The organism is Epilithonimonas arachidiradicis (assembly GCF_003610695.1).
In the GTDB taxonomy this organism is placed as follows: Bacteria; Bacteroidota; Bacteroidia; order Flavobacteriales; family Weeksellaceae; genus Epilithonimonas; species Epilithonimonas arachidiradicis.
In genome coordinates this window covers 391264-407539 of the sequence record NZ_RAQH01000001.1, presented here as the reverse complement: position 1 = coordinate 407539, position 16276 = coordinate 391264, and the positions used below count along the sequence as shown (strand labels likewise).

Sequence of the window (16276 nt, the reverse complement as noted above, 5' to 3'; positions counted from 1 at the left end):
TTTTTTTGGTGGGTATGTTTTAGGAGGCGCAAGGACGCTTCGCTCATCAAGGAGTTGGTTTTATGTGGCTTCAAAAGCTTTAGCTTGACTGTGTTTTTTGATTAATGACGCATTTAAGACACTTCGACTGCGCTCAGTGTGACACTGTTTGCTGTGAAAATTGTTTATGAGTGTTTTTTAATCGCAAAGGCGGGAAGATTTTTGTTTGGGTTGGGTTGTAAGAGGCGCAAAGACGCTTCGCTCATCAAGGAATTTTGTTTATGTGGCTTCGAGAGCCTCAGCCTGATAGTGGTTCTTAAATGGTAGTGAAGTGATGATGCGTTATTGCACTTCGACTCCGCTCTGTGTGACATTTCTGATACTGAGTGTTCATAGTTTATGTTGTAATCTGCTGATCTTTTGTTGCTTATGATGTTTTTATTTAACATAATATGAGTGGTTGTATATCCTTTGTATATCCATTCTTCGATAGTTGTATAACCATTCTATATCCTTTGTATATCCCTTCCATATCCTTTATTCGATGTTTCTTCGATGTGGCATTAATTCTGAAAAGATGTTTTGATGTTTGGGGTTTTTGGTTTTGCAGTAACAGGGATTTGAGAAATTAATATTATTTTTGCTCACAAAATTATAATGCGACAAGATTTGGCGCATTGCTGTGCTATTATTGCACCGTGAATGATAACTAATAATAGAAAACTCAAATATGAAAAAAGATTTCTACCACACTATTGGTGCTGGGTTCTGCCGTACTTTTTTCGCAGAAGATCTCCTGGCAAAAGAACATCGGGTCCAATACCCAGGACTGGTAATGTTCCAAAGTTAGTGATGGATATGGTTTTTAACATTAACTCGTTGAAAATCAAATAAAATAATAATTAATAAATTTAAAAACGAGAGTAGGAATTACCTACTCTCGTTTATTTTTGGAGGAAAAATAGATTACAAATGATTGAGAGTCATTATAGATGTGCTAAAGTTAGTGATACGGGAATTTCACTTTTTACTATTCAAGCAAGATCAGAAAAGCAACCCGATGTGGCTGGTTTATGCAATTGATAAAGTGACCAGAGAAACCGCAGCTTTCTAGAAGAACTATTAGTTTTAGCAGAAGCTTTATAATTTTATCCGTTATTGAAAATCTACTTTTGAACTAAATATTAACAAAAGCCAGCAGATAATTTACCATTTAATTGATATGAAATATCAAATAGCTCATATCTAATTCCTATTTTTGCAAAAAATTTAACCGTTGATAAGGATAACAGAAAATAATGATTGGGTTGTATATTGTATTCTTGGGAGTATCTTTACATACGTTATCCTTTTATCGGTTTTCCAGAGAGATGCGAACATCAAAGATTTTTTAACTCAGAAAATCGAAGATTCTAATAATATTACACCATCTTGGGTTATCATCTCGATAGTGAGATGCGTAATGATCTCATTACTCCTATCCCAGTTTGTCCCGATTGTTCCGAAAACATTTTCCGACATACAATTGTTTGGTTTTCAGATTAATAAATTCGGTTTTACTTTTCTAACACTGGCAATATTTGATTTGGTTAAAAATATCTTAACCTTTTTTTTCTACTCCAGCATCGGAAGCGGTAAAAACCTGAAAGGCTTAGCGCTGGTTGCCAGCAAGTTCTTTTTTCTGGAATCCATTGCTGTTATCATTGCAGGATTTGTACTTTATTTTTACCCGGTTGATCTTGTGAAGTATTTCTATTTCATTATTGGTCTGGTTGTTGGATCGTTTGTTTTGAAAAATTCGATATACATTTTCCACAACCAGCCGATATTACCGGAAAAGTGGTATTATAAATTTTTGTATATTTGCACGCTTCAAATCGTACCCGTTTTGGTACTTTGGAAGTTCTTGTTTTATTAAATGTAACATTCACATTATAAGATGAAAATCAAATCTATTTTAGTTTCACAGCCCGCTCCGAATGAATCGTCGCCTTATTTGGAAATAGCAAAAAAAGAGAAAATCAAAATTGATTTTCGTCCTTTTATACACGTAGAAGGTGTGGATGCGAAAGAACTCAGAACTCAGAAAATAGACCTGACACAATACACAGGCGTTATTTTTACGAGTAAGAATGCGATTGACCACTATTTTCGTCTTGCTGAGGAAATGAGATTCACCGTTCCGGATTCTATGCGTTACATCTGCCAGTCAGAAGCTATTGCCAACTATTTGCAGAAACATATTGTTTACAGAAAAAGAAAAATCAGCTTCGGAGAAAAGAACTTCTCAGACCTGGCAGCGTTGTTTAAAAAACATCCAAGTGAGAAATATCTTTTGCCGTCTTCTGATGTCCTGACGCCGGAGATCCCGAAAGTTTTGGATGCCACCAACCTGGATTGGACCCGAGCTATAATGTACAAAACCGTTGCAAGTGACCTGACCGATATCAATATCAAGGACTACGATATGCTCGTATTCTTCAGTCATCAGGGGATCAAATCTTTAGGAATCAATTTCCCGGATTTCAAACAGGAAGATACAAAGATTGCGGTTTTTGGAACAACAACACAGGCTGCAGCAGAAGAAGCTGGTTTAACAGTGAATGTGATGGCGCCTACCAAAGAGACGCCGTCTATGACAATGGCGATAGAAAAATATATCAAAAGCATCAATAAATAATTATTGACCCCATAAATCAAAACCGTCTTCTTTCTGAGAAGATGGTTTTTTGTTTATTTTTGTTAAATCTGAAATTAAATTCAGACTAATACTTTCAAATAGAATGAATGCTCCAAAAGCTAAAAAAATAGATAAACTTCTAGAAATCCATAACGATAAAAGAAATGACCCTTATTTCTGGATGAATCAACGCGAAAATCCCGAGGTCATCCAATATCTGGAGCAAGAAAATTCTTACACAGATTTTGTAATGAAGGATACAGAAGACCTTCAGAACGATTTGTATGAAGAGATGAAATCCCGATACAAAAAAGACGATGAGTCTTTGCCTTATTTCTTCAACGGCTACTGGTACATTGTACGTTATGAAGCCGGGAAAGAATATCCTATTTTCTCAAGAAAGTTTCAGTTTCTGGACAATGAAGAAGAAATTCTCTTGGATGTTAATATTCTGGCAGAAGGTGATGCTTTTTTTGAGACAGGTAGCATCTCCGTAAGCGTTAATAATGACCTTCTCGCCTATTCTACAGACAACATCGGGAGAAGAATTTACAAGATCTATTTCAAGAACATCAAAACAGGACAAATCTATTCTGATGTCATTGAAAACACAACAGGAAAAGCCGTTTGGGCCAATGACAACGAACACGTTTTCTATATCCGGAAAGATGAGAGCCTGAGAGCTTTTCAGATCTACCGTCACAAATTAGGAACCGATGCTAACGAAGATGTTTTGATTTTCCACGAGGAAGATGAGACATTTGACGTTAGTGTATTTAAAACCAAATCATTAGAATACATTTTCATTGCTGCATCATCTACTAATGAAGATGAGATGAGATTTATTCCGGCTAATGATGTTTTTGCAGAATGGACGATTGTTCAGCCAAGAACAGAAGATTTGGAATATTCTGTGGAGCATTACGAAGATGATTTTTATATCATTACCAATGCTGATGATGCTACGAATTTCAAAATCGTGAAAACCAAGGTCAGTCAACCATCAATGGAACACTGGCAGGATTTTATTCCGCACAGAGAAAATGTCTTGTTGGAAGGTTTTGAGATTTTTAAGAATTATTTTGTACTCGAAGAACGCGAAAAAGGTCTTTTACAAATTAACATTATTGATAATCAAAACAATAACTCTTATTATTTACCATTCTCTGACCCGACTTACACCGCTTATATCGGCATCAATATGGAGTTTGATACGGATATTTTACGTTTTGGCTATACGTCATTGACCAAACCATCTTCCACTTTCGAGTACAATATGAAAGAAAAAACAACTGTACTTCTGAAACAACAGGAAGTTTTGGGCGGCAAATTTTTCGCAGAAAATTATATCTCGGAAAGAATCTGGGCAACTGCAAGAGACGGAAAAGAAGTTGCGATTTCTTTGGTTTATCATAAAGATACACCAAAATCTGCAGACACGCCGTTGTTGCTTTACGGTTACGGAAGCTATGGACATACGGTTGATGCGACGTTTTCCAGCGTGAGATTATCGCTTTTGGATAGAGGATTTATCTACGCTATTGCTCACATCAGAGGCGGCGAATATCTTGGACGCGAATGGTATGAGGATGGGAAAATGCTTCAGAAGAAAAATACGTTTTTTGATTTCATCGATGCCGCAAAATATTTAATATCAGAAAATTACACCTCTCCAAAACATCTTTACGCAATGGGAGGAAGCGCAGGCGGGCTTCTGATGGGCGCCGTGATGAATTATAATCCGGAGTTATTCAACGGGATTGTGGCGCAGGTTCCTTTTGTGGATGTAGTGACAACAATGCTGGACGAAACCATTCCTTTGACGACAGGAGAATACGATGAATGGGGAAATCCAAATGACAAGGAATATTATAATTATATGAAATCCTATTCGCCGTATGACAATATCGAAGCCAAAGATTACCCTAACATTCTGATTACAACAGGCTTTCACGATTCCCAAGTACAATATTGGGAGCCGGCAAAATGGACGGCAAAGCTCAGGGATTTGAAAACGGATAATAATATTCTGATTTTCAAAACCGATATGAGTTCCGGACACGGAGGTGCAAGTGGACGATTCGAGAGTCTGAAGGAAATTGCTTTGGAATATGCGTTTCTTTTGAAGATTGATAAGTAAATTAAACACAAGGAGCGCAAGGTTTTTCACAAAGGACACAAATTATTTGGCAAAGTCAAATCTTTGTGACCTTAAAAGCAATTGAATGATAAAAATCTTTGTGTACTTTGTGTTGAAATTTTAAATTGTCTCAATCAAAATATTAATCAATGAAAAGCGACAACACCAGAATTTACACAATGTCTTTTGCCGGCGTTTACCCACATTACATCGCGAAAGCGGAAAAGAAAGGCAGAACCAAGGCTGAAGTTGACGAAATCATCTTTTGGCTGACAGGTTATGATTCTGAGAAACTTCAGAACATCATTGATAATAAAGTGGATTTCGAAACTTTTTTCGCTGAAGCTGATATCAATCCGAATGTTACAAAAATAACCGGTATGATTTGTGGCTATCGTGTAGAAGAAATGGAAGATGGACTGATGCAGAAGATCCGTTATCTGGACAAGCTGATAGACGAATTGGCAAAAGGGAAATCTATGGATAAAATCTTAAGGAAATAAAAAAGCAGAAGTTGAACGGTGGAAGTAAGAAGATTATCAATTCTTAGCAACCACTTTTATCAACGATCATTTACCATTAATAATTATGAACGAATCCGAAATCTGGAAAAAAATAGAACACTTTTTTGAAGTTAATTTTCAAACTGAGAAAAATCCTCCCATAGAAACTTTCCTATTCATTATTGGCGTTCAGGAATTGGGGAGCGGGCAACAGAAATTCACCAAAGATGATAAGGTCAATTTGGTTCATATCGCTGTTTGCAGATTGTTGGAGCCTTTTGGTTATTACAAATTCACGCATTATGAAGATGGTTGGCCGCAATTTGAAAAGCTGGACGACCTTCCGGAATTGAAACCCAATGAACAATCGCTGTTAATGAAAAAAGCGATTATCCAATATTTTATTGATGAGGAAATTGAGTTAGATTAATTAATCTTTTGCTAGAATATCCTCCAACTGATTCAGTCCCATTTTGAAACCTTCTTCAAATCCCATTTCAACAAGCTGATTCAGTTCTTCCTGTGAATTAAAATGCAGATTAAAGGTCATTCTGGTTCCTTCATCAATTCCTGTGAAGCCAATTAACCAAGCCGTTTGTGGCAGATCTGTTTTAACTTTTCCTTTTTCATCCGCAAAAGCATCTGTCCAGGCAATACTTCTGTGTGGCATTATTTCACCATAACTTGCCAAGGCAAACTCTTTTTCACCATCCGGACCTTTCATTGCATATAACCAAACGCCATTTTCGCGGAAATCCATTTTTTCGGTTTCGCATTGCCAAGGTTTTGGCGCCCACCATTGGTCAATCAATTCTGACTTGGTGAAATAGTCCCAAAGCGTGGAAACATCAGCTTTATAAACTTTCATCACATAAACTCCGGTGTCAGAATCCTTATTAAAAACAATTTCTGAATTCATAATTTTTTCTTTTTCTAAAATTAATATTAAAAAATCACACCAAAGTTTTCCTATGGCAACATTTTTGATTATTCACAATAAAATGTTAAAAAATACGTTTTTAAGAAATATTTAATAATTGAATGCCGTTTTTTTTATTGAGATAATCTTAAAAAGAGTAATTTTAACTTTTCAAAATTAATAATTACAATGAATAACAAGTTTATTCCTATTATTTCTGTTTTTATGACGATTTCTCTGGTGGTTTTCGTCTCCTTGCAGCTGTATTGGATTAAAGAGTTATACACTTCTCTTGAGCAGGATTTTTCTAACAAGGTCTATTCTGCATTGGAAACATCAACTCAGAAAGTAAATCAAATTGAAGTCAACAAATATTGGAATGAAACCTACGGTGGCGTTGGAAAGGAAGTTTTAGCATCAGCTAATCAGCCTGTTAAAACTTACATTCAGCAAAGTTCCGATTCTGCGAACCGTTCTAACATCCTTTTCCAGACAAGTATTGTTGAGAAAAAAAACATCCCGGTTTCTGCCAAAGGAGACACGTTGTACACAACGAAACTTTACAAAGATGAAGGTCAATTAAAACTGAAAAGAAATTCACCTGAGCCATTGACCACCAATATCAGCCGAGACCTTGACAACAATTCTTATCAGATGAAGGAATTTGCCCGTTTGAGCGCAACCAACCTTCCGATAGAAAAACGTGTTGACAGCAAAACTATTGATTCCGTTATTTCAAAAGAATTAAGATTGAAAGGAATAGATACAAAATTTGGCTTTGGTGTTATCAACAAAACCAATCAATTAACAACGATTGCCAATAATATCTATCTCGACCAGAAAGATAAGACCAATTATACTTATCCGCTTTTTACAGACAGCAAAGACCGCACGCTTTATACGCTGGCGTTAGTTTTCCCAAGAAAAGATTACTCTTTGGTAAAGCACAATTTACCAATGTTGTTGGGAACCTTCATCTCATTACTGACGATTTTGGGGATCTACATCATCTCGATTAATTATATGATGCGACAGAAGAAAATTGCCGAAATCAAGACCGATTTCATCAATAATATGTCCCACGAGTTCAAGACACCTTTGGCGACCATTTCGGTTGCGACTGATTCTTTGGCCAACGATAAAATCGCGACAGACCCGGACAAGGTCAAATATTATTCGGGATTGATAAAACAGGAAAATCTTAGGATGAAGAAACAGGTGGAAACCGTTCTTAATATGTCCAAACTGGAACGTAACGAGATGCCGCTTCATCTGAAAGAAACCAATGTGCGGGAACTGATTAAAAGCATCGCTGAGTCTTTTCGACTGATTGTTAATGAGAGAAACGGCAGTCTAACAACGGAATTCAATGCGACCAAATACAATTTCTTGGTTGATGAATTTCATATTTCGAATGCACTAATCAACCTTTTGGACAATGCTAACAAATACTCGCCTGACACGCCTGAAATAAAAGTCAGCACAAGGAATGAAGGCAACTGGTATGTGATAGAAATTGCGGACAAGGGAATGGGAATGGAATCTAATAATAAAGCAAGAATCTTTGAAAAATTCTTCCGCGAAGAAACAGGAAATATCCATAATGTAAAAGGTCAGGGTCTTGGATTGTCTTATGTTAAACGAATCATCGAAATCCACAAAGGTCAGATTCTCGTAGATTCTCATAAAGGGAAAGGCAGTACGTTCACCATTAAATTACCTATGGTATAAATTTTTGAGTGAAATATTAATAAAATTAAATTTTAAACAACAAATCAAAATATTACTAAACGAAGAATCATATTCTTCAACTTAATTATTAATTACAAAGCTATGAGCAACAGAATATTATTAGTAGAAGACGACCAAAGTTTTGGCGCAGTTCTTAAAGATTATTTGACCATCAACAACTTCGAGGTCACATTGGCAACTGACGGAGAAATGGGACTGAAAGAGTTTACAGAAAAGGAATTTGACATCTGTATTTTCGATGTGATGATGCCGAAAAAAGACGGATTTTCTTTGGCAGAAGATGTGAAGAAAATTGATAAAAACACACCAATTATTTTCCTGACGGCTAGAAATATGCGTGAAGATATCCTGAAAGGTTATCAAATCGGAGCGGATGATTATATCACAAAACCATTTGATACTGAATTACTTCTTTATAAAATCAAAGCTATTCTGCAAAGAAGCGCTGTTTTGGAAAATGAGGACCAGGAGCAGTTCAAAATCAGTAATATTTTCTTCGATTCTATGTTGAGACAACTAAGAGTTGGCGAAAACGAATATAAGCTTTCTCCAAAAGAAAACGAACTTTTGAAATTGCTTTGCATTCACAGAAACGATTTTATGCCTAGAGATCTGGCATTGAGAAAAATCTGGAAAAAAGAGAATTATTTCACGGCAAGAAGTATGGATGTTTACATTGCTAAACTGAGAAAACTTCTGAAAGATGACGAAGGTTTGGAAATCATCAACGTTCACGGCGAAGGTTTCAGACTATTAGTGAAAAACCCATAAAAATAAAACCCTTCAGAGTTTCTGAAGGGTTTCATTTTTTAAAATTATAAACACTTCGACTCCGCTCAGTGTGACATATCTAATAATAACTGTTCATATTCAACATTGTCAGTCTGAGCGGAGTCGAAGACTTTTATAAATTTTAATTCGTTGCCATATTATCTTTTGGAGAACCAAGAATTGAGTCTGCTTTTTCAGCATCTTTTAACCATTGTGAACTTGCCAGATAATTCTGGTCCGGAAAATAAATGAACAGACACGTCCTGTTTTTTATCGTATCGATAATTGGTTTTGCCAAACTCGTCGGAACAGCCGGGCAACCCCAGCTTCTTCCCAATCTCTTTTCAGACTTGATAAAATCCTCGCTCACATACTTAGCGCCGTGCATCACAATGCATCTTTCCAAAGCTGCATCATTATAACCTCTATCCATCCCGAATAACCGCAAAGAATAGCCGTTATCACCGGTGTAGGTCTGTTCTGTAACATAGAAGCCCATACTCGACTGATGCGAATCTTCTGTGTTGGAAAAGCTCGTTGCAAACTCTTCGCCGGTTCCTTTTCCGTGTGCTACCAATGTGTTGAATAAGACTTTTTTCTCACCCAAATCTATGACCCAAAGTCGTTTTCTGTTGGAAGACAAACTAAAATCACAAACCGAAAGCAACTCGGCAGACGGTCTCAATTTTCCGGATCTTTTCAAATTTTGGAATCCCCAAAAAGCTTTTTCGAAGACTTCAAAATTCAATGTTTCATCCGTAAACTGAAGTTCTTTGTAGATTTCTTCTGCAGGATTTTGTGGCGAGAAATTCTTTTTTGGGCTTAGCTTAATTTCTTTGATACTTATCTTGGGCTGTGAAAAAACCTCAGAACTCACAGGATAAAAAGAAGTTGTAATCAAATAAACTAAGCATAACAATAATGGGAATTTCTTCATTAATTATAAATATTAAGTTTTATTTTAGTCGTGCAAAATTATATATAAATCATTTTCAGACTCTTAGAATCAATTTTTTTAACTAATTTTTAGGAGACTTTAACGCAAAACAATTCATTTTGAACGATTTTTATTAAGACTTTATTATGATTAAGATTTTTAAAATGATAAATTGCAGTAAACTTTTGGAGTATGTCAACACTTAAAATTGCAGGATTAAACCTAGATATTGCTTGGAAAAATAAAGAAGAAAATTTCAGACAAATTGAAAATGAATTTGCTACAACTGAAGCAGATTTATTTCTTTTGCCAGAGATGTTTTCTACAGGATTCTGTATGGAAGCTGATGAAGTGGCGGACAGAAATGAGGAGTCTTTAATGTGGATGAAATCCTTTGCTAAAGACAAAAATTCGGCAGTTGCAGGAAGTGTTTCAGTAGAAGAAAATGGAAAATTCTATAACCGATTTTATTTCGTTTTTCCAAATGGAAATTATGAATATTACGACAAACGACATCTGTTTTCCTACTCTGGTGAAGACAAAATTTACACTGCCGGAACTGAGCGAAAAATTATCGATTATAAAGGATTTAAGATTCTTCTGCAGGTTTGTTTTGATTTGCGTTTTCCCGTTTTTTCGAGAAATCAGAATGATTACGATGCCGTTTTATACGTTGCGAATTGGCCAAAGTCACGAGTTGAAGCTTGGAAATCACTTTTAAAAGCTCGTTCAATCGAAAATCAGGCTTTTCTTTTTGGATTAAACCGAATCGGAACCGACGGCTATAATCTTGAATATGAGGAAAGTTCATTGGTTTATTTTCCCGATGGAAGAGAAATATCCGAAAGGAAAAATAACCTCATCATCACTGAATGGAATTTGGATGAATTGAAAGATTTTAGAAGCAAATTTCCTTTTTTGAATGAAAGGGATGAGTTCCAATTGAATTCTAATTAGAATACTGCTCCAGCAACCCAACCAAAGAATTAACATCGTGAACACCGCTTTCTTTCCAAAGCAATTCGCCATTCTTGAAAATCGCTAAAGTAGGAACACCGCGAACGCCATTATCTGCAGCAATTGAAGGAAACTGGTCAACATCAATCTTAACGATTCTCGCTTTTTCACCAACCTTTTCTTTGACAGAGTTCAAAACAGAAGACTGTACCTTGCAAGGCTGACACCAAGTGGCAAAAAAATCAACGAGAACGGGACGTTCGGATTGTATAAGTTCTTGAAATTTCTGTGACATAACTAAGATGTTAGAAGTTAGGTTTTAGTTATTAGATTTTTATAAGCTCAGAATGACATATTAAAATTTAGCATTGTCAGGCTGAGGCTCTCGAAGCCTTTTTAATTCTATAAAGTTTTAGTCTGGCAAACAAAATTGCTCAGGGGAAATTTACCCGTTTTCTTAATAGCATTGAATCCGCCGTCAATCTCAGTGAAATTCCTGTAACCCCTTGCCTGCAAAATACTTGCCGCAATCATACTCCTGTAACCACCCGCACAATGGATGTAAAAATGCTCCGAATTATCTATAGAGTTAACCCAGTCATTGATATAAGCCAGGGGTTTGCTGTAAGCTTCATCGATGTGCTCTGCTTCATATTCCGTTTCCTTTCGGACATCAATCACCTTCACATTGCCAGAATATTCATTTGCAAATTCATCTGCTGTAATTCTTTTAATCTCGTCCGTTTCTTTTCCGGAATTTTTCCACGCTCCGAAACTTCCGTCCAAGTAACCTAAAACATTATCAAATCCTACTCTACTCAATCTGGTAATCGCTTCTTCTTCAGTCCCTTCGTCAGAAACTAAAAGAATCGGTTGCTGAACATCCACAATCATCGCTCCAACCCAAGGTGCAAAATCCCCTTTGATTCCGATGTTGATAGAATTAGGAACAAAACCTTTATGAAAAACAGCCGCACTTCTTGTGTCCAGGATCAAAGCGCCGGTTTCTTCTGCCGCAGTTTCAAACTCTTCAACGGACAATGGATTATTACCTTTTTTCAGAACCTGGTCAAAACTTTCGTAGCCGCCTTTGTTCATTGCGACATTCATCCCGAAATATTTTGGAGGCGCAGTCAATCCATCCAGGACTTCATTAATAAAAGATTCTTTATCCGGTTGATTGAGAGCGTAATTGGTTCTTTTTTGATTTCCCAAAGTATCCACTGTTTCTTTCTGCATATTTTTACCACAAGCAGAACCAGCGCCGTGAGCAGGATAAACTGTAATAGCATCGTCCAAAGGTAAAATCTTGCTGTGAAGACTTTCGTATAACATCCCGGCCAAATCTTTTTCAGTGAGTTCGCCCGCTTTTTGTGCTAAATCCGGTCTTCCTACATCGCCCAAAAACAAAGTGTCGCCGGAAAAAATTGCTGTCTCCTTTCCACTTTCATCAATCAGAAGAAAAGTCGAGCTTTCCAGAGTATGTCCAGGTGTATGAAGAACTTTAATCTTAATTTTCCCAACTTCAAAAATCTGATTATCTTCTGCAATAATCGCATCAAAATCGGGTTTTGCTGTTGGTCCGAAAACAATTGGAGCACCGGTTTTTTTAGACAAATCCAAATGTCCTGAAACAAAATCGGCGTGAAAATGGGTTTCAAAAATATATTTCAATTTTACATTATCCTTTTCCAAACGCTCCAGATAGGGTTTCACTTCTCTTAGCGGGTCAATGATTGCAGCTTCGTTTTCAGAAGTGATGTAATAAGCGCCTTGAGCAAGACAACCAGTATATATTTGTTCAACCTTCATTTGGTTTTAGATAAATTTTATTTTAAAAAATATTGTTTGGTTTTAGTTTTCAATACAAATATGAGGTTATTTGGATTAACTATAAATAATTTTTTGAAAGATATTATGAATAATTTCGATTTGAAATTAAACAAATGTTCAAATTCTATCTCATTATCAACAATTAAGCCGATAGCTATTAAGCTTTTATGATTTATGACAGGCGTTAGAATGAGAATAGTTTCAGGCATTTTAGATATTCATTCATAAAAAATGTCTGTTAAAATTCATTTTTATTATTTTTATTGAATCAAAACAATTAGTATGATTCTGAATCCTGTTGACATTGTAGAACGCATTGATAAAGAAGATTTTCAAAAGAAATATTTCAAACCGCACAGACCGCTTCTGATAAAAGGTTTTGCGAAACAATGGGGCGCTTACGAAAAATGGAATCTGGATTATATCCGTGAAAAAGCCGGTGACCAAATTGTCCCAATCTACGACAACAAACCTGCTGACGCCAACAAAAGTTCTGATACGCCGGCAACTAATATGAAGATGAAGGATTATATTGATATTATCAAAAGTAAACCTTCTGACCTCAGAATCTTTTTTTACATCATTACCGACAGATTGCCGGAATTACTGAAAGATTTCACTTATCCGGATTTGGGGATGAAATTCTTCAAACGTCTTCCCACTCTGTTTTTTGGAGGGAGTGAAGCGCATGTTCTGATGCATTATGATGTGGATTTGGGAGACTTTTTTCACGTGCATTTTGGCGGCAAAAAAAGAATTTTATTGTTTGATCAGAAACAAAATGAATTACTTTATAAAGTTCCACTGTCTGTTCACACTATAGAAGAAATTGATTACGACAACCCCGATTACGAGAAATATCCAGCTTTGAAATATGCGACCGGAACCGAAATACTGATGGAACACGGCGACGCTTTGTTCATCCCTGGCGCTTTCTGGCATTACAACCGTTATCTGGAGCCTGGTTTTTCTTTGTCTATCAGAGCATTGCCCAATCGACCTTCAAAATTTTTGAGTATGCTTTATCACGTTTTCATTATGCGATATACGGATAAGCTGATGCGAAAAATATTCAAGGCAAAATGGGTGAAATATAAAGAAGATTGGGCTTACCGGAAAAGCTCCAAAGCTCTGGAAAAGTTGAAGAAAAAATAATTTTCAGCGAAACATCCTTCTTTTTTCTGGCTATTAATTTCGTATTTTAGCGCTTCTAAAATTCAGACAATTGGCAAAGAAAGAAACTCCGTTAATGATACAATACAATACGATTAAGGCGAAATATCCTGATGCATTATTGTTGTTCCGTGTGGGAGATTTCTACGAAACTTTTGGACAAGATGCAATAAAAACGTCGCAAATTTTGGGAATTGTTTTGACCAAAAGAGCTAATGGTGAAGGTCATATCGAACTGGCTGGATTTCCGCATCATTCGGTGGATTCTTATCTTCCAAAATTGGTTAGAGCCGGGATGCGTGTTGCGATTTGTGATCAATTGGAAGACCCGAAAACCGTCAAAGGAATTGTGAAACGTGGTGTCACAGAATTGGTTACGCCAGGTGTTACGTTCAACGACCAGGTTCTGACTTCTAAGAAAAATAATTTCCTTCTTTCTCTTCACAAGGAAAAAGAAAAATACGGAATGGCTTTGGTCGATGTTTCCACAGGGGAATTTCTCGTGAGTGAAGGCAATCTTGAAAAGCTGCTTCATATCGTTCATACTTTTGACCCGAGCGAGATTATTTATCAAAGGACTTCAGAAATACCGAGCCAATTGAAAAATAAAAATGTTTTCAAGCTGGAAGACTGGGCGTTCAGATATCCTTATGCTTACGAAAAACTGACTTCACATTTCAAAACACAATCATTGAAAGGTTTCGGGATTGAGGATTCTAAGTTGGGAATCACGGCTGCCGGAGCAATTTTCGCTTATTTGGTAGAAGATACACATCACGCATTGTTGCAGCATATTACAAGAATTCAAGTGATTCCACAAGATGATTATCTGATGATGGACAACTTCACGCTGAGAAATCTCGAAATTGTCTATTCTGCCAATCACAATGGGAAATCGCTTCTTGATATCATCGACAAAACTTGTACCCCGATGGGCGGAAGATTGTTGAGACGCAGATTGATTTTACCTTTAAAAAACATTAGTGATATCAACCGAAGATTAAGCCTGATTGAATTTTTGAACAAAGAAGATTCTTTGAAATACGATATCAAAGATTTGCTGAAAGGCATTTCTGATTTGGACAGGTTAATTGGAAAATTAGCTGCTGAAAAGATTTCACCGAAAGAATTAGGTTATCTCCGTCAAAGTATCATTAATATTAATGAAATCAGAAAAAAACTTCTGAATTTTCCTGACGTTTTAGCTTGGATTGATCCTTTCATCAACCTTGAAGAATTAATTACATTAATCAGCAAGCATCTGAACGACGAGCTTCCTGTGAACATCAACAAAGGGAATGTCATCCGAGAAGGAATCTCGGAAGAACTCGATTATTTAAGAAATCTTCAAAGTAAAGGTCGTGGCTTCCTGGATGAAATGTGTCAACGTGAAATTGAACGAACAGGAATCACAAGCTTGAAAATCGATTTCAACGGTGTTTTTGGCTATTATATAGAGGTTAGAAATACGCACAAGGACAAAGTTCCGGAAGACTGGATTAGAAAGCAGACTTTGGTTAATGCCGAACGTTACATTACTGAAGAACTGAAAGAATATGAAAGTCAGATTCTTGGTGCTGAAGAAAAAATCAGTAAATTAGAATTGGAACTTTACAGAAATGTCTGTGAAAATGTTCTGATTTATATTGACCAATTACAGGAAAATTCAAAGTTAGTCGGCGAACTGGATTGTGCAGTTGGTTTGTCTGAATTATCTGTTGAAGATAATTATACAAAACCGATTCTGAACGATTCTTTCTCGATTGATATCCAGGAAGGGCGACATCCGATCATTGAAAAGTCATTACCTCTTGGTGAATCTTACATCCCGAACGATGTTTTTCTAGATAGAGATTCTCAGCAGATCATTATGGTAACCGGACCGAATATGGCCGGTAAATCTGCAATTCTGAGGCAAACTGCAATAATTTCTTTGTTAGCTCAAATCGGAAGCTTTGTGCCTGCAAAACACGCTGAAATTGGAACGTTAGACAAAATTTTCACCAGAGTTGGTGCAACGGATAACTTATCTGCCGGCGAATCGACTTTTATGGTAGAAATGAATGAAGCCGCAAATATCCTTAATAATATATCCGACAGAAGTTTGATTTTGCTGGACGAAATCGGGCGTGGAACGTCTACTTATGACGGTGTTTCCATTGCTTGGGCGATTGCAGAATATCTTCATCAGCATCCTACGCAACCGAAAACATTGTTTGCAACGCATTATCACGAGTTGAACGAAATGTCTGTGAACTTCGAGAGAATTAAGAATTTCCACGTGTCAATCCAAGAAGCAAAAGGCAATATTATTTTCCTTAGAAAACTGATTTCCGGCGGAAGTGAACATAGTTTTGGTATCCACGTTGCGAAGTTAGCAGGAATGCCTTCAAAAGTAGTCAATCGTGCGAATGAGATTCTTAAAACTTTGGAATCCAGCAGAGCAACGCAAGATTCCGGAGAAAAAATAAAACGGGTGACTGAAGAAAATCTTCAGCTTTCATTTTTCCAATTGGACGATCCAGTTCTTGAAAATATCCGTGAAGAATTGACGAAAATCGACATCAATACTTTGACACCAATTGAAGCTTTGATGAAGTTGAATGCGATTAAAAAGATGATTGGAAAGTAA

At 36.5% G+C, this 16276-nt stretch carries 14 protein-coding genes; 10 read left to right on the top strand and 4 right to left on the bottom strand.

Translation table 11 applies throughout. The annotated features are described in order from the left end of the window. Positions 1-1255 precede the first annotated feature (1255 nt). From BXY58_RS01975 to BXY58_RS01955, 5 genes are all read left to right on the top strand, one after another. Positions 1256-1897: a DUF4271 domain-containing protein gene (locus tag BXY58_RS01975; RefSeq protein ID WP_120212123.1), complete on the top strand. Its 642-nt coding sequence runs from the start codon at positions 1256-1258 to the stop codon at positions 1895-1897. A 21-nt stretch (positions 1898-1918) separates the two neighbouring features. Further along, complete coding sequence (locus BXY58_RS01970; protein WP_120212122.1) at positions 1919-2659, top strand: uroporphyrinogen-III synthase; 741 nt, start codon at positions 1919-1921, stop codon at positions 2657-2659. 103 nt (positions 2660-2762) lie between these two features. After that, positions 2763-4799, top strand: coding sequence for a S9 family peptidase (locus BXY58_RS01965; RefSeq protein WP_120212121.1), 2037 nt, complete (start codon positions 2763-2765; stop codon positions 4797-4799). Between the two features lie 149 nt (positions 4800-4948). Further along, on the top strand, positions 4949-5302 hold the full coding sequence (locus BXY58_RS01960; RefSeq protein WP_120212120.1) for a DUF2200 domain-containing protein: 354 nt from the start codon (positions 4949-4951) through the stop codon (positions 5300-5302). Positions 5303-5387: 85 nt separating this feature from the next. Then, positions 5388-5732 (top strand): hypothetical protein, encoded by a 345-nt coding sequence (locus BXY58_RS01955; RefSeq protein WP_120212119.1) that lies wholly within the window; start codon positions 5388-5390, stop codon positions 5730-5732. On the opposite strand, the gene BXY58_RS01950 is transcribed toward BXY58_RS01955, so the two are convergent. Continuing rightward, entirely contained in the window at positions 5733-6221 is a 489-nt protein-coding gene (locus BXY58_RS01950; RefSeq protein ID WP_120212118.1) for an SRPBCC family protein, read from the bottom strand. It lies immediately after the preceding gene. A 189-nt stretch (positions 6222-6410) separates the two neighbouring features. On the opposite strand from BXY58_RS01950, the gene BXY58_RS01945 reads away from it, so the two are divergent. Then, complete coding sequence (locus BXY58_RS01945; RefSeq protein ID WP_120212117.1) at positions 6411-7952, top strand: sensor histidine kinase; 1542 nt, start codon at positions 6411-6413, stop codon at positions 7950-7952. A 102-nt stretch (positions 7953-8054) separates the two neighbouring features. Further along, a complete protein-coding gene (locus BXY58_RS01940; protein ID WP_074236017.1) occupies positions 8055-8744 on the top strand; it encodes a response regulator transcription factor in 690 nt (229 codons plus the stop codon). Between the two features lie 142 nt (positions 8745-8886). Here BXY58_RS01940 and BXY58_RS01935 read toward each other — a convergent pair whose 3' ends face one another. Further along, positions 8887-9681: a murein L,D-transpeptidase catalytic domain family protein gene (locus BXY58_RS01935; protein ID WP_120212116.1), complete on the bottom strand. Its 795-nt coding sequence runs from the start codon at positions 9679-9681 to the stop codon at positions 8887-8889. Positions 9682-9873: 192 nt separating this feature from the next. Here BXY58_RS01935 and BXY58_RS01930 point away from each other — a divergent pair, with 192 nt between their 5' ends. Further along, complete coding sequence (locus BXY58_RS01930; protein WP_120212115.1) at positions 9874-10638, top strand: amidohydrolase; 765 nt, start codon at positions 9874-9876, stop codon at positions 10636-10638. Here the strand turns inward: BXY58_RS01930 and BXY58_RS01925 are convergent. Then, entirely contained in the window at positions 10631-10933 is a 303-nt protein-coding gene (locus tag BXY58_RS01925; protein ID WP_120212114.1) for a thioredoxin family protein, read from the bottom strand. The genes BXY58_RS01930 and BXY58_RS01925 overlap by 8 nt on opposite strands. 107 nt (positions 10934-11040) lie before the next feature. After that, positions 11041-12450, bottom strand: coding sequence for an MBL fold metallo-hydrolase (locus BXY58_RS01920; protein WP_120212113.1), 1410 nt, complete (start codon positions 12448-12450; stop codon positions 11041-11043). A 303-nt stretch (positions 12451-12753) separates the two neighbouring features. On the opposite strand from BXY58_RS01920, the gene BXY58_RS01910 reads away from it, so the two are divergent. Both BXY58_RS01910 and mutS read left to right on the top strand, forming a co-directional pair. Next, complete coding sequence (locus BXY58_RS01910; RefSeq protein WP_120212111.1) at positions 12754-13626, top strand: cupin-like domain-containing protein; 873 nt, start codon at positions 12754-12756, stop codon at positions 13624-13626. Positions 13627-13720: 94 nt separating this feature from the next. Further along, positions 13721-16276, top strand: a complete 2556-nt coding sequence (mutS, locus tag BXY58_RS01905) for a DNA mismatch repair protein MutS (protein WP_120212516.1) — start codon at positions 13721-13723, stop codon at positions 16274-16276.

What these genes read in the sequence shown, in the direction of transcription:
- BXY58_RS01970 (WP_120212122.1), top strand. Translation starts at nt 1,919, where the DNA reads ATGAAAATCAAATCTATTTTAGTTTCACAGCCCGCTCCGAATGAATCG.
- BXY58_RS01965 (WP_120212121.1), top strand. Translation starts at nt 2,763, where the DNA reads ATGAATGCTCCAAAAGCTAAAAAAATAGATAAACTTCTAGAAATCCAT.
- BXY58_RS01960 (WP_120212120.1), top strand. Translation starts at nt 4,949, where the DNA reads ATGAAAAGCGACAACACCAGAATTTACACAATGTCTTTTGCCGGCGTT.
- BXY58_RS01955 (WP_120212119.1), top strand. Translation starts at nt 5,388, where the DNA reads ATGAACGAATCCGAAATCTGGAAAAAAATAGAACACTTTTTTGAAGTT.
- BXY58_RS01950 (WP_120212118.1), bottom strand. Translation starts at nt 6,221, where the DNA reads ATGAATTCAGAAATTGTTTTTAATAAGGATTCTGACACCGGAGTTTAT.
- BXY58_RS01945 (WP_120212117.1), top strand. Translation starts at nt 6,411, where the DNA reads ATGAATAACAAGTTTATTCCTATTATTTCTGTTTTTATGACGATTTCT.
- BXY58_RS01940 (WP_074236017.1), top strand. Translation starts at nt 8,055, where the DNA reads ATGAGCAACAGAATATTATTAGTAGAAGACGACCAAAGTTTTGGCGCA.
- BXY58_RS01935 (WP_120212116.1), bottom strand. Translation starts at nt 9,681, where the DNA reads ATGAAGAAATTCCCATTATTGTTATGCTTAGTTTATTTGATTACAACT.
- BXY58_RS01930 (WP_120212115.1), top strand. Translation starts at nt 9,874, where the DNA reads ATGTCAACACTTAAAATTGCAGGATTAAACCTAGATATTGCTTGGAAA.
- BXY58_RS01925 (WP_120212114.1), bottom strand. Translation starts at nt 10,933, where the DNA reads ATGTCACAGAAATTTCAAGAACTTATACAATCCGAACGTCCCGTTCTC.
- BXY58_RS01920 (WP_120212113.1), bottom strand. Translation starts at nt 12,450, where the DNA reads ATGAAGGTTGAACAAATATATACTGGTTGTCTTGCTCAAGGCGCTTAT.
- BXY58_RS01910 (WP_120212111.1), top strand. Translation starts at nt 12,754, where the DNA reads ATGATTCTGAATCCTGTTGACATTGTAGAACGCATTGATAAAGAAGAT.
- mutS (WP_120212516.1), top strand. Translation starts at nt 13,721, where the DNA reads ATGATACAATACAATACGATTAAGGCGAAATATCCTGATGCATTATTG.